Below are 12394 nucleotides of genomic sequence, written 5' to 3'. Positions count from 1 at the left end.
GGGGGCCTGTGACAGTCACCGATCGGCCTGCGCTGGTACGCCGACTGCGTGCCGCCGGCTGCGTCTACGCCGAGGACGAGGCCGATCTGCTGCTGGCCGCCGCCGACTCCCCGGCGACGTTGGTCGACCTGACCGACCGTCGGGTGGCCGGCGAGCCGTTGGAGTACCTGCTCGGCTGGGCGGAGTTCTGCGGTCTGCGGATCGCCGTCGACGCGGGCGTCTTCGTGCCCCGCGGTCGGACGGCCCTGCTGGTCGAGGTGGCGGCCGGGTTGACCGGGCCGGCGCCGGCGGTGGTCGACCTGTGCTGCGGCTCCGGAGCCACCACCGTCGCGTTGGCGCATCGGCTCGCGCCGCGCTGGCTGGCCGCCGCCGACATCGACCCGGCGGCCGTGGCGTGTGCGCGCCGCAACCTCAGCGGCCTGCCCGCCGAGGTGTACGAGGGTGACCTGTTCGCGCCCCTGCCCGCGCGCTGGCGGGGTCGGCTGGACCTGGTGGTCGCCAACGCCCCGTACGTGCCGACCGACGCGGTGGCGCTGATGCCGTCGGAGGCGCGGCTGCACGAGGCCCCGGTGGCGCTCGACGGCGGCCCGGACGGGCTCGCCGTGCTGCGCCGGGTGGGTGTCGGGGCGGCCGACTGGCTGGCCCCCGGTGGGCACCTGGTGGTCGAGGCGGGCGTCACGCAGGTGTACGCGCTCTGCGCGGCGTTCGAGGCAGCCGGCCTGGTGCCGGACGTGCGGCACGACGAGGACCTGGACGGCACCGCGGTGACCGCCCGACGTCCCGACTGAGTCCGCGTTGCGGGTGGCACCGGGTTGGGCCGCCGCTCGACGGAAGTCACGGCCTGGCCGGACCAGTTGTTGACCCTTTGCTCTGCTTCAACCGACGCAACGAACGCCTGCCGGCAACGGTGCGCCGGTTGAAGCAGAGCAAAGGACGCGTCAGGGGAGGGGGAGGGCAGGGACGCGACCTGGCGGCGACACTACGGAACTCTCGAAACCCATCGCGTCCCGCATGGAACCTGACTTTGTGGTCAAACGGGACGTGCCGTGACGCCTGCCGGCACCTCTGCCCGCAAGCGGGTGGCCGGGCGTGGCGGGGAAGAGGGGTTGGCACTAGCCTCGGCTCACACTCATGACGGGCGGGAGGCGGTTTTCGGTGGGCAGCGCAGGGGTGCCGGTGGTCGTCGGGCTGGACAACGGCGGCACCAGCAACAACGCCACCGTGCTGACGGTGGACGGCCGGTTCCTGGTGGACGGGCTGTTGGAGATCCCCAGCGAGGTGCGGTCCGGGCCGGAGGCGGCGATCGAGGCGCTGGCCCGGGCGCTGGACGGCGCACTGGCGCAGACCGGCGTGCCGCGCGAGCTGGTCCGGGCGGTCGGGTTGGACACTCCCGGCCCGGCCAGCGCCGACGGCGTCATCTCGTCGCGGGGTTCCACGAACTTCTCCCAGCCGGCGTGGCGGGGCTTCGACGTGCGAGGCGCGTTGGAGCGACGGCTCGGCCTGCCGGTGGTCTACCACAACGACGGCAACGCGGCCGCGCTCTACGCCCACCACGTGCACTTCGGCGAGGACGCGATGAGCCGCTCGTCGGTCTCCGCGATCGTCGGCACCGGCCTCGGCGGCGGTGTGGTCGAGAGTGGTCGGGTGATCGCCGGCGCCGCCGGGATGGCCGGGGAGCTTGGTCACGTGCACATCCCACTGGGCGGGCTGCTCGGCCCGGAGCAGTCGGAGCCCACCTGCGCCTGCGGCTTAACCGGGGACGTGGAGAGCATCGCCTCGCTGACCGGCATCGAACGCAACCTGCTGCCGTACTGGCTGACCCGCTATCCCGACCACCCGCTCGCCGCCGAGCCGGTGGCGCGGGCGGCGAAGTTGGTCCGGGGGTACGGCGAACGGGGGGACGCCCTCGCGCGGGACCTCTTCACCCAGCAGGCGATGGCGTTGGGCCGGCTGTTCACCGTCGCGGCGAACTTCACCGATCCGCACGCGTACTTCGTCGGTGGTGGGGTGGTGGAGGCGGCAGCGGAGTTCCGGGACTGGTTCCTGGCGACCGTCCGCGAGCACACCGTGCTCCGCGAGGAGCAGGCGGCGGTCGCGACCTTCGCGCTGGTGCCGGAGCGGGACATGGCAGGTGCCCGGGGCGTGGCGATCGCCGCGGTGGAGGCGCTGCGTGCCGTCCCGGAGCCCCGCCCGCTGGTCGCCTGAGATCGGCCCCGCCCCGACCGCCGCGCCGAGTGGTCGGCGGGGCGGCGGCCGGGGCGGCGGGTGCTGGCGCAGCCGGTCTGATCAGCGACTCGGCCTCCCGGTCAGCCCAGGGGCGGCGCCTGGGCGAAGGCGGCCCAGGCGGCCGGCGGGAACAGCAACGCCGGCCCGGACGGGTCCTTGGAGTCGCGGACGGCCACCAGCCGCGGGAGGGCGGCCACCTCCACGCAGGCGCCCTGGTCGCCGCTGCGGCTGCTCTTGCGCCACGCCGCCGCGGCGATAGCCGCTGTGATCGTCGGTGTCATCGGTCCTTACCGTCCCTTCAGGGTTGTCAGGAGCATTCCGCGGCTGTCCGCCGGGCTGAGCGCCACGCTCCGGAGATGCTCCATGATCTTGGTGCAGGTACGTGTCTCGCCGGCGCGGTCGAGGATCATCTGACCCGCCACGGTCTCCACCGACGCGATGATCGGGTCCTCCGGGTCGGCGAACTCGAGGATGTGCAGGGAACCCCGGGTGCCCCGGTGGTAACCGGCGGAGAGCGGGATCACCTGGACGCTGATGTTCGGCAGCTCGGCCATCTTGACCAGGTGCCGGAGTTGCCCATCCATCACCGACTGGTCGCCGACCGGGCGTAGCAGCGCGCCCTCGTCGATGATCGCGTCGAGGATGGGTGGTTGGTCGCCGGTGAGCCGCTGTTGCCGGTCGAGCCGGACCTTGACCCGTTGCTCCACCAGGTCGTCGCCGAGGGTGTGCGGCCCGCCGCGCATCACGCCACGGATGTAGTCCGCGGTCTGGAGCAGACCGGGCACCACGGAGGGCTCGAAGTTGGCGATGGCGGTCGCCTCGGCCTCCAGCGCGATGAAGTCGATGGTGCGGGGATCCAGCAGGTAGGAGTACGACACCCACCAGCCCGGTTTGCGGGCGTCCTTGGCGAGTTGCACCGCCGCGGACACCTCCTCGGCGCCCACCCCGTACGACGTGAGCAGCGCGCGCACGGTGGCCGGGGTGATCAGGGTCTGGGCGTTCTCGTAACGGGAGAGGGTGCTGCGGGTGCTGTTGATCTCATCTGCGGCGGTTTCCAGCGTCAGGCCGGCGGCTTCCCGGTGGTGGCGCAGGGCGATGCCGAGCCGGCGGGCGCGGGCTGTCTTCGGGGCCATGCATCGATGGTCGCACACATCGATGGGAACGTCTGCATGGGAGGAACCTCGGCGAGAGTTGCATTCATAGCCGTGAACGTGTCAATCTGTTAGCGCGTCCTCACCGCCGGTTGTCGTGGCGACGGTGGTGGTGAGCGACCGGAGGGATGGGGCGCGCGGCGATCGGGTTTCTCCCCCGTGCCCGATCGTCGCGTGCCGCGCCATCCCGGCCCACCGGAAGGAGACGACGACGTGCGGACCGTTCCGGAGTCCTGTGCCGTTCACCCGGTCGGCCGCCGATGACTCGCTTCCTGGTGGTGCTCACCGACGTGCGTCCGGTCGAGGGCGTCGACCGCGACGAGCGGACCGTGCCCGAGCGGCGGCGGCAGGTGGTCGGCGCCAGCAGCCGGGAGGCCGCCGACCGGATCGCCGGAGCATTCATGGCGCTGGGGATGGTGCGCGCCGGTCGGCAGCGGGTGAAGGTCATCGCGGTCGGCCGCCGGCACTCCCGCGACTGAGTACCTACGGGCCACCCAACCACCGCACGGCAATAGTCCCATCACGCACCGTATATGCTCTGCTGACCGATCGCCGTGTCGCGCCGTGGCTCGCCGGGTATCGCCTCGCCCCATCGCCACGCACAGTAAGGTCAACCGGGTGAGCGCCATCGGCGAGCACGACCAGCCGCAGTCGCGTACGAAGAGGTGACCGGAGTGACCACCCCAGGCAAAACCCGCGTGGCGATCGTCTTCGGCGGCCGCAGCCCGGAGCACGGCATCTCCTGCGTCAGCGCCGGCAGCGTGTTCGGCGCGCTCGACCCGGACGAGTTCGAGGTGGTGCCGGTCGGCATCACCCGGGCCGGCCAGTGGGTGCTGACCAGTGGAGACCCCGCCCAACTCGCGATCGACGCCCGTCGGCTGCCGGAGATCACCGCCGACTCCGGGGACGACATCGTGCTGCGTGCCGACCCGACCGGCAACGGCCTGATGGTGCTCGACCCGACCGAGGGCCCCCGGGTGCTGGCCGACGTCGACGTGGTCTTCCCGGTGCTGCACGGCACCTACGGCGAGGACGGCACCATCCAGGGAATGCTGGAGATGGCCGGCATCCCCTACGTCGGGGCGAACGTCTTCGCCTCCGCGGCCGCCATGGACAAGGAGTTCACCAAGAAGCTCTGCGCCGTCGAGGGCATCCCGGTCGGCACGTACGCCGTGCTGCGCAGCGGGATGACACTCAGCGAGCAGGACAAGGAGCGGCTCGGCCTGCCGGTCTTCGTCAAGCCGTCCCGGGCCGGATCGTCCTTCGGGGTCAGCAAGGTCACCGACTGGGCGGATCTGGACACCGCGGTCGCCGCCGCCCGGCAGTTCGACCCGAAGGTCATCATCGAGTCCGCGATCGTCGGCCGCGAGATCGAATGCGGCGTGCTGGAGGGCGAGGCCGGTGGCACGCCCGAGGCGTCCGTCCTGGCCGAGGTGCGGGTCGTCGCGGAGCACGACTTCTACGACTTCGAGGCGAAGTACCTCGACGACTCCTGCGAGTACGACATCCCGGCCGAACTGCCGGAGCGGGTGACCCGCCAGGTGCAGGAGTACGCGGTCCGCGCGTTCACCGCGCTGGACTGCGCCGGCCTGGCCCGGGCCGACTTCTTCGTCACCCCTGAGCTGGACGTCTATCTCAACGAGATCAACACGATGCCCGGGTTCACCCCGACGTCGATGTTCCCCCGGATGTGGGCGGCCTCCGGCCTGGAGTACCCGAAGCTGGTCAACCGGCTGATCCGTACCGCCCAGCGGCGCGGCGTCGGCCTGCACTGAGCCACCAGGTCCCCCCGCGCGGCCCGGGCGGCGTGGGGGGCCAGCTCAGCGTTGACAGCCGGACGGGATGGCGCCACCGGAGGGCACGCTCGCCACGATCGTGCTGGAGATCGACGGCACCCACTGCAACGGCTGCGCGTACGCCCGCGGGACACGCACCTCGATCGACGTCTCGCGGTCGACGGTGGTGAGAACGGTCTGCTCGCCCTGCTCGGTCAGGTGCCAGCAGACCCGGTTGACCGTCCAGACCTCGTCGGTGGCGGGGAAGGTCGGCTCGGTGCCCCCGCAGGCCACGGTGAGCGCGGGGTCGCCGTACGCCGCGTTCTGTTCCGGGCCGGCGGTGACCGGCCGCTGGGCCAGGTCGCGGATACTCGTCGGCAGCTGGGAGAGCAGAGCCCGGCAGACCGTCGCCGGGCGGGCGGCCAGCGCCGGGGCGGCCATCTCCACCGGTGCGCTGGACTGCACCCGGGCGGTGGTCGCGGACGGCGATGGCGTGGCGGCCGGTGCGTCCGGGGTGAGCTTGGTGAAGGCCAACACGGCCACCAGCAGCGTGATCGGCAGCGCGATCAACGTGGCCAGCAGAGCGGCGCCCCGAATGGTCCGGTCCCGCCGGGCCGGCGCGGCGGCGGCCGGGTCGGCCGACGCACCGGTACCGTCAGCCGGCTCGGGTGTCCCGTCGGACTCGTCGCGCGCGCCGTCGTCCAGAGCAGCGGAGGAGTTCGTCATCTCGTCCACCTACAGCCGCACCACCGAACACGTGAGGGTGCGGGTGATGCCAGGCACCAGCTGCACCTTGCTGACAATGAGTTTGCCGAGTTCGTCGACGGTGTTCGCCTCGGTGAGGACGACCACGTCGTACGGACCGGTGACGGCGTCGACGCGCACCACGCCGGCGAGGTCCGCGATGAGACCCGCCACGTCACGTGCGCGGCCCACCTCGGTCTGGATGAGGATGTACGCCTGTACCACGACTAGACCTCCGTCCGTCGCCGCCCGGGAGCGGCCCGAAGGGTGAAACTACCTTACGGACCAGGTCTGATCCCTATCGGTCGTCAAGGAGCAGCGGTGAGCGAGCACGGCGGGGCCGGGCGGAACGGGCGGAACGCCGGCGGCGGTGCCAGCGTGTCCGGAATCGGGGAGTTCGGACTGATCAGCAGGATCACCGCCCGACTGACGTACGGACCGACGACGCTGCTCGGCCCGGGCGACGACGCGGCGGTGGTGGCCGCGCCGGACGGACGGGTGGCGGCCTCCACCGACGTTCTGGTCGACGGACGGCACTTCCGGCGGGACTGGTCCTCCGCCCGCGACGTCGGACACCGGGCGGCGGCGGCCAACCTGGCCGACATCGCGGCGATGGGTGCCACCCCGACCGCCCTGCTGGTCGCCCTCTGCATGCCGGCGGACCTGGACACCGGCTGGGCGGAGGAGTTGGCCGACGGCCTCTCCGCCGAGGCGGCCACGGTCGGCGCGAGCGTCGTCGGCGGCGACATGTCGGCCAGCCCCACCCTGACCGTCGCGGTCACGGCGCTGGGCGACCTCGCGGGCCGCCCGCCCGTGCTGCGCTCCGGTGCCCGACCCGGGGACGTGCTCGCCCTGGCCGGGCGCACCGGGTACGCGGCAGCCGGGCTGACCGTGCTCACCCGGGGCTTCCGCACCCCCCGGCTGCTGGTCGAGGCGTACCGGCGGCCGCAGGTGCCCTACCCGGCCGGCCCGCAGGCCGCCCGGCTCGGCGCCACCGCGATGATCGACGTGTCGGACGGGCTGCTCGCCGACCTCGGGCACGTGGCGGCGGCCAGCGGCGTCGCGATCGACGTGCGCCGCGACGCGTTCGAGGTGCCCCGGCAGATGGCCGACGCGGCGCGGGCGCTCGGCGTCGACCCGTACACCTGGATCCTCGCCGGTGGCGACGACCACGCGCTGGCCGCGACCTTCCCGCCGGCGGTGGTGCTGCCGTCGGGCTGGCGGCCGATCGGGATGGTCACGGACGGTGTTGGTGTGACGGTCGACGGCGCGCCCCACGACGGCCCGGCCGGCTGGGACCATTTCCGGTGACGCCCGGCGCCGGTCGTATTCTGGGTACCGTGAGTGAGATTGAGATTCGGACCGTGCGGTTCGACGCACCGGCGGCGCAGCAGTTGATCAACGCCGCGCTGGGCGACCTCGCGGTCCGCTACGGGGGCTCCGGTGACGACACCCCGGTCGACGCGACCGAGTTCGAGCCGCCCGACGGCGCGTTCCTCGTCGCCTACCTGGCCGGCGAGCCGGTCGGCTGCGGAGGCTGGCGCAGCCACGGCGCGGACACCGCGGAGCTGAAGCGGATGTACACGGCCCCGGCGGCGCGGGGGCGGGGCGTGGCTCGGGCGGTGCTGGCTGCCGTCGAACGTTCGGCCCGCGACCAGGGCCGCAAGCGGGTGGTCCTGGAGTGCGGCGACAAGCAACCCGAGGCGATCGCCATGTACGGCTCCGCCGGTTACGAGCGGATCCCGAACTTCGGCTTCTACAAGGACTCGGAGGGCTGCGTCTCCTTCGGCCGCACGCTCTGACCCACGGCGACTCCGGAGCGGTGATCGACTCGGCTTTCGAGAAGGCGGGGTATCCGCAGCGATTGGACACCCCAACTTCCGGAAAGCCGAGTCGATCAAGCGGCACAGCACAGCTCAGGCGGCGACCGGACACGACAGAGCCGGCAGACCCTGAGGTCCGCCGGCTGAGTCGTACGAAGAGTGTGTGGTGCCGCCGCGTCAGGCGCGAGTGACCTTGCCGGCCTTGATGCACGAGGTGCAGACCTGCAGCTTCTTGGTGTTGCCGCCACCGGCCGGGGTGCGCACCGACTGGATGTTCGGGTTCCAGCGGCGGTTGGTCTTCTTCTTGGACCAGGGCACGTTGTGGCCGAAGCCCGGCCCCTTGCCACAGACGTCGCACACGCTAGCCACGGGATACTCCTGGGATTGAAACGTTCATGAGGTTGTCGGCAGAGGTGCTGCACGGGCAACCGCGTCAGCCTACCCGATGTCCCGCCGAGGTGACCAACCGCCCTGGCCCGGTGAAACGGCCGCTCCTCCGCGAGTGGGTGGCGGTCGGCCCGCCGGGTGACGGCGGTGGTTCCGGCGGCAACTGTACCTGGAGGGCGGATCCCGTCCGTCCGGGCCAGGGGGTGGGCCTGCCGCGAGCGGAGGCAACCGGACACGCCGGACGAGCCCGGCGCGTGTCGGTGCGCGCCAGTAGGCTTCTGGCCGTGCTGGACACCCTCGACGCCGCCGCGGTGCGCCGTTGGTGCGCGGGTGGGTTGGCCGCGCTGAAGCGTCACCAGGGCGAGATCGACCAGCTCAACGTCTATCCGGTGCCCGACGGCGACACCGGCACCAACCTGGTGCTCACCCTCACCTCCGCCCAGCAGGCCCTCGCGATGGATCTGGACACCCTCCCCGACAGCGGCCCGACGGCGCACGGGCATGCGTTGCGGCTGATGGCCCAGGGCGCGTTGCTCGGCGCGCGGGGCAACTCCGGGGTGATCCTGTCGCAGATCCTGCGAGGTTTCGCCGACGAGGTCGCCGTGGCCCCGGCGGTGCGCGGCCGGGAGATGGCCGCCGCGCTGCGGTCCGGTGCCGCCGCCGCGTACACCGCGGTTGCCCGGCCGGTCGAGGGCACCCTGCTCACCGTGGTCGCGGCGGCCGCCGCCGCGGCCGACCGGGCGGACAGCGACGACCTGGTGGCGGTGGCCCAGGTCGCGGCACGGGCGGCGGCCGAGGCCCTCGCCCGGACCCCGGAGCAGCTGCCGGCGCTGGCCCGGGCCGGTGTGGTCGACGCGGGTGGGCGCGGGCTGTGCGTGCTGCTCGACGCCCTCGTCGAGGTGCTGACCGGGGAGAGTGCCGGTCAGCCGGCACCGACACCGCGCACCGCCCGTCCGGCGGCCACCGTCGCCCGGGAGACCGGTTCCGACGAGTACGCCTACGAGGTGCAGTTCCTGCTCGACGCCCGGTCCGAGGCGGTGGCCGGGATGCGGCGAGCGCTCGACGCACTGGGGGATTCGCTCGTCGTCGTCGGCGACGGGCGTGAGCCGGAGAGCACCTGGAACGTGCATGTGCACGTCAACGACGTGGGCGCGGCGGTCGAGGCGGGCGTCGCGGCCGGCCGCCCGTACCGGATCTCGGTGACCCGGTTCGCCGACCAACCGGAGCCGCACCGCGGCCCGGTCTCGGACGGCCGGGCCGCGGTGGTGGTGGCCACCGGCGGCGGCATCGCCGAGTTGTTCGCGGCGGAGGGCGCCACCGTGGTGCCGGGCAACCCCTCCACGGGTGACCTGCTCGACGCGATCCGCGGCACCGGCGCGGCCCGGGTGGTGGTGCTGCCCAACGACCCCGACACGGAGGCGGTGGCGAACGCGGCAGCCCGCGAGGCCCGTCGGCACGGCATCACGGTGAGCGTGGTGCCGACCCGCTCGCCGGTGCAGGCGCTGGCCGCCCTCGCCGTCCGCGACGGCGACCGCCGCTTCGAGGACGACGTGATCGCGATGGCCGAGGCCGCCGGGGCCTGCCGTTACGCCGAGGTCTGCCACGCCAGGCGCGAGGCGCTGACCGTGGCCGGCCCGTGCCGTCCGGGCGATGTGCTGGCGCTGGTCGAGGGGGAGGTGCACCTGATCGGTACCGACCTCACCGACACCTGCGCGGCCGTGGTCGACCGGATGCTCGGCGGTGGTGGCGAGATGGTCACCCTGCTGTCCGGGGTGGACGCCCCGGCCGGGCTCACCGATGCCGTCCGCGCGCACGTCGCGCGACGTTGGCCGTTCGTCGAGGTGCACGCGTACCCGGGCGGCCAGCCGTTCTATCCGCTCCTGGTAGGGATCGAATGACCGAACCAGCCACCGTCGACACTCCGCTGAAGAAGCTGGTCGGGGACAAGACAGCCAAGGCGCTGGCCGCGCACCTCGATCTGCACACGGCGGGTGACCTGGTCTACCACTTCCCGCGTCGCTACGACGAGCGGGGCGAGCACACCGACATCCGCTCGTTGGACGTCGGCGAGCAGGTCACCGTGCTGGCCCAGGTGCAGCGCACTGCCGTCCGCCCGATGCGGCAGCGACGGGGCAACCTACTGGAGGTGACCGTCGGTGACGGCTCCGGTGGGCTGCTGACGTTGACCTTCTTCGGCAACCAGGCGTGGCGTGAGCGGGAGCTGCGCCCCGGCCGGTGGGGGCTGTTCGCCGGCAAGGTCACCGAGTTCCGGGGCAAGCGGCAGCTCAACGGCCCGGAGTACGTCCTGCTCGGTGACGGTGGTGACGGCGAGGTGGCGGCCAGCGACGAGATCGAGGAGTTCGCCGGTGCGCTGATCCCCGTCTACCCGGCTGCCGCGGCCGTGCCGACCTGGGTGATCGCGCGTTGTGTGCGGGTCGTGCTGGACACGTTCACCCCGCCGGACGATCCGCTGCCGGACGGCGTGCGGGCCAGCCGCAAGCTGGTCGGGCTGGGCACCGCCTTGACGGAGATCCACCGGCCGTCCAGCAAGGAGGCTCTGCACCGGGCGCGGCGGCGGCTCAAGTGGGACGAGGCGTTCGCCGTCCAGGTGACGCTGGTGCAGCGCAAGCACCGGGCGGCCGACTGGCCGGCGAAGGCCCGCGAGGCCCGCCCGGGCGGGCTGCTGGACGCCTTCGACGCCCGACTGCCGTACGAGCTGACGGCCGGTCAGCGGGACGTCGGCGTGGAGATCGCCGAGGATCTGGCCAATCCGCACCCGATGCACAGGTTGTTGCAGGGTGAGGTGGGCTCGGGCAAGACGGTGGTGGCGTTGCGGGCGATGCTCCAGGTGGTCGACGCGGGCGGGCAGGCGGCTCTGCTGGCACCCACCGAGGTGCTGGCCGCCCAGCACCACCGCGGCATGCTCGACCTGCTCGGGCCGTTGGGGCGGGCCGGTGAACTGGGGTCCGCGGAGCATGCCACCCGGGTCGAGCTGGTCACCGGCTCGCTCGGGGCGGCGGCGCGGCGGCGGGCGCTCGGCGAGGTGGCCAGTGGCGCCGCCGGCATCGTGCTCGGCACCCACGCACTGCTCTACGAGGGGGTCGACTTCGCCGACCTCGGCCTGGTCGTCGTCGACGAGCAGCACCGCTTCGGTGTGGAGCAACGCGACGCGCTGCGGGCCAAGGCCGACCAACCGCCGCACGTGCTGGTGATGACGGCTACCCCGATCCCGCGCACGGTGGCGATGACCGTCTACGGCGACCTGGAGGTCTCCACCCTCTCCCAGTTGCCCCGGGGTCGGTCGCCGATCGCCTCGCACGTGGTGCCGGCCGCCGAGAAGCCGGCCTACCTGGACCGGGCCTGGCGTCGGCTGCGCGAGGAGGTGACCGCGGGCCATCAGGCGTACGTGGTGTGCCCGCGGATCGGTGACGGACCGGGGTCCGACGAGGAACCGCCACCCGAGGACGACAACGGCCGGCGGCCGCCGCTGGCGGTGACCGAGGTGGCCCCGCTGCTGGCCGAGGGGCCACTGCACGGGCTGCGGATCGGGGTGCTGCACGGTCGCCTGCCGGCCGACGAGAAGGACGCGGTGATGCGCTCCTTCGCCGCTGGCGACCTGGACGTGCTGGTGGCGACCACCGTGATCGAGGTTGGCGTGGACGTGCCGAACGCGACCGTGATGATCGTGTTGGACGCCGACCGGTTCGGTGTCTCCCAACTGCACCAGCTCCGGGGCCGGGTCGGCCGGGGCGCCGCGGCAGGGCTCTGCCTGCTGGTCAGCGAGGCGGCCGAGGGTTCGTCGGCACGGGAACGCCTGGACGCGGTGGCGTCCACCAGCGACGGCTTCACGCTCGCCGAGCTGGATCTGGAGCAGCGCCGCGAGGGCGACGTGCTGGGGGCCACCCAGTCCGGGCACCGCTCACACCTGCGACTGCTGTCGCTGCGACGCGACGCCGACCTGATCCGCGACGCCCGCGCCGAGGCGATCACCCTGATCGAGGAGGACCCGGACCTGACCGGCAACCCGGCGCTGGCCGCCTCGGTCGCCGCGCTCGTCGACGAGGAACGCGCCGAATACCTGGAGAAGGGCTGACGGGTCCACCTGGCCACGTCTGGTCAGCCGATCAGCGGAAATACACCGAGGGGGGGGGGGGGGGGGGGGGGGGGGGGGGGGCGCGGGGGGGGTGGGGGGGGGGGGGGGGGGCGGGGCGGGGGCCCCCCCCCCCCCCCCCCCCCGGCGCGGTCGGGACTTCGTGGTGGCCGATGTCCCCCGACAGTTGGACGACGC

Annotated in this window: 13 protein-coding genes; 8 read left to right on the top strand and 5 right to left on the bottom strand. The window is 73.0% G+C overall.

Features of this window, described 5'->3' with window-relative positions; all coding sequences use genetic code 11:
• Nucleotides 1-8: 8 nt before the first annotated feature.
• A complete protein-coding gene (locus ACFYPM_RS25815; RefSeq protein WP_387201865.1) occupies nt 9-788 on the top strand; it encodes a putative protein N(5)-glutamine methyltransferase in 780 nt (259 codons plus the stop codon).
• Between the two features lie 367 nt (nt 789-1155).
• A complete protein-coding gene (locus ACFYPM_RS25810; RefSeq protein ID WP_387201862.1) occupies nt 1156-2205 on the top strand; it encodes an ROK family protein in 1050 nt (349 codons plus the stop codon).
• A gap of 101 nt (nt 2206-2306) precedes the next feature.
• Here the strand turns inward: ACFYPM_RS25810 and ACFYPM_RS25805 are convergent, their stop codons facing one another.
• Both ACFYPM_RS25805 and ACFYPM_RS25800 read right to left on the bottom strand, forming a co-directional pair.
• Entirely contained in the window at nt 2307-2507 is a 201-nt protein-coding gene (locus ACFYPM_RS25805) for a DUF397 domain-containing protein (protein WP_387201859.1), read from the bottom strand.
• A gap of 6 nt (nt 2508-2513) precedes the next feature.
• Nucleotides 2514-3359: a helix-turn-helix transcriptional regulator gene (locus ACFYPM_RS25800; protein ID WP_357250516.1), complete on the bottom strand. Its 846-nt coding sequence runs from the start codon at nt 3357-3359 to the stop codon at nt 2514-2516.
• 278 nt (nt 3360-3637) lie between these two features.
• Here ACFYPM_RS25800 and ACFYPM_RS25795 point away from each other — a divergent pair, with 278 nt between their 5' ends.
• The gene (locus ACFYPM_RS25795; RefSeq protein WP_357250513.1) at nt 3638-3856 is read left to right on the top strand and encodes a hypothetical protein; all 219 of its coding nucleotides are present in this window, start codon (nt 3638-3640) and stop codon (nt 3854-3856) included.
• 195 nt (nt 3857-4051) lie between these two features.
• Entirely contained in the window at nt 4052-5152 is a 1101-nt protein-coding gene (locus ACFYPM_RS25790; protein WP_387201855.1) for a D-alanine--D-alanine ligase family protein, read from the top strand.
• 45 nt (nt 5153-5197) lie between these two features.
• On the opposite strand, the gene ACFYPM_RS25785 is transcribed toward ACFYPM_RS25790, so the two are convergent.
• Both ACFYPM_RS25785 and ACFYPM_RS25780 read right to left on the bottom strand, forming a co-directional pair.
• A complete protein-coding gene (locus ACFYPM_RS25785) occupies nt 5198-5878 on the bottom strand; it encodes a DUF3515 family protein (RefSeq protein ID WP_387201852.1) in 681 nt (226 codons plus the stop codon).
• A 9-nt stretch (nt 5879-5887) separates the two neighbouring features.
• Nucleotides 5888-6121 carry an Lrp/AsnC ligand binding domain-containing protein gene (locus tag ACFYPM_RS25780; RefSeq protein WP_132184827.1) on the bottom strand — a complete coding sequence of 78 codons (234 nt, stop codon included), beginning with the start codon at nt 6119-6121 and terminating at the stop codon, nt 5888-5890.
• A 153-nt stretch (nt 6122-6274) separates the two neighbouring features.
• On the opposite strand from ACFYPM_RS25780, the gene ACFYPM_RS25775 reads away from it, so the two are divergent.
• Nucleotides 6275-7207, top strand: coding sequence for a thiamine-phosphate kinase (locus tag ACFYPM_RS25775; protein WP_387202253.1), 933 nt, complete (start codon nt 6275-6277; stop codon nt 7205-7207).
• 29 nt (nt 7208-7236) lie between these two features.
• A complete protein-coding gene (locus ACFYPM_RS25770) occupies nt 7237-7698 on the top strand; it encodes a GNAT family N-acetyltransferase (protein WP_387201849.1) in 462 nt (153 codons plus the stop codon).
• A gap of 198 nt (nt 7699-7896) precedes the next feature.
• Here the strand turns inward: ACFYPM_RS25770 and rpmB are convergent, their stop codons facing one another.
• Nucleotides 7897-8088: a 50S ribosomal protein L28 gene (rpmB, locus tag ACFYPM_RS25765; RefSeq protein WP_091671657.1), complete on the bottom strand. Its 192-nt coding sequence runs from the start codon at nt 8086-8088 to the stop codon at nt 7897-7899.
• 302 nt (nt 8089-8390) lie between these two features.
• On the opposite strand from rpmB, the gene ACFYPM_RS25760 reads away from it, so the two are divergent.
• Both ACFYPM_RS25760 and recG read left to right on the top strand, forming a co-directional pair.
• Entirely contained in the window at nt 8391-10004 is a 1614-nt protein-coding gene (locus ACFYPM_RS25760; protein WP_387201845.1) for a DAK2 domain-containing protein, read from the top strand.
• Nucleotides 10001-12199 (top strand): ATP-dependent DNA helicase RecG, encoded by a 2199-nt coding sequence (gene recG / locus ACFYPM_RS25755; RefSeq protein ID WP_387201842.1) that lies wholly within the window; start codon nt 10001-10003, stop codon nt 12197-12199. The genes ACFYPM_RS25760 and recG overlap by 4 nt, the downstream gene beginning before the upstream one ends.
• Nucleotides 12200-12394: the final 195 nt, after the last annotated feature.

Origin of the sequence: Micromonospora sp. NPDC005203, assembly GCF_042872705.1 — a bacterium.
Lineage (GTDB): Bacteria > Actinomycetota > Actinomycetes > Mycobacteriales > Micromonosporaceae > Micromonospora.
This window is presented reverse-complemented; position numbering and strand designations above follow the sequence as displayed.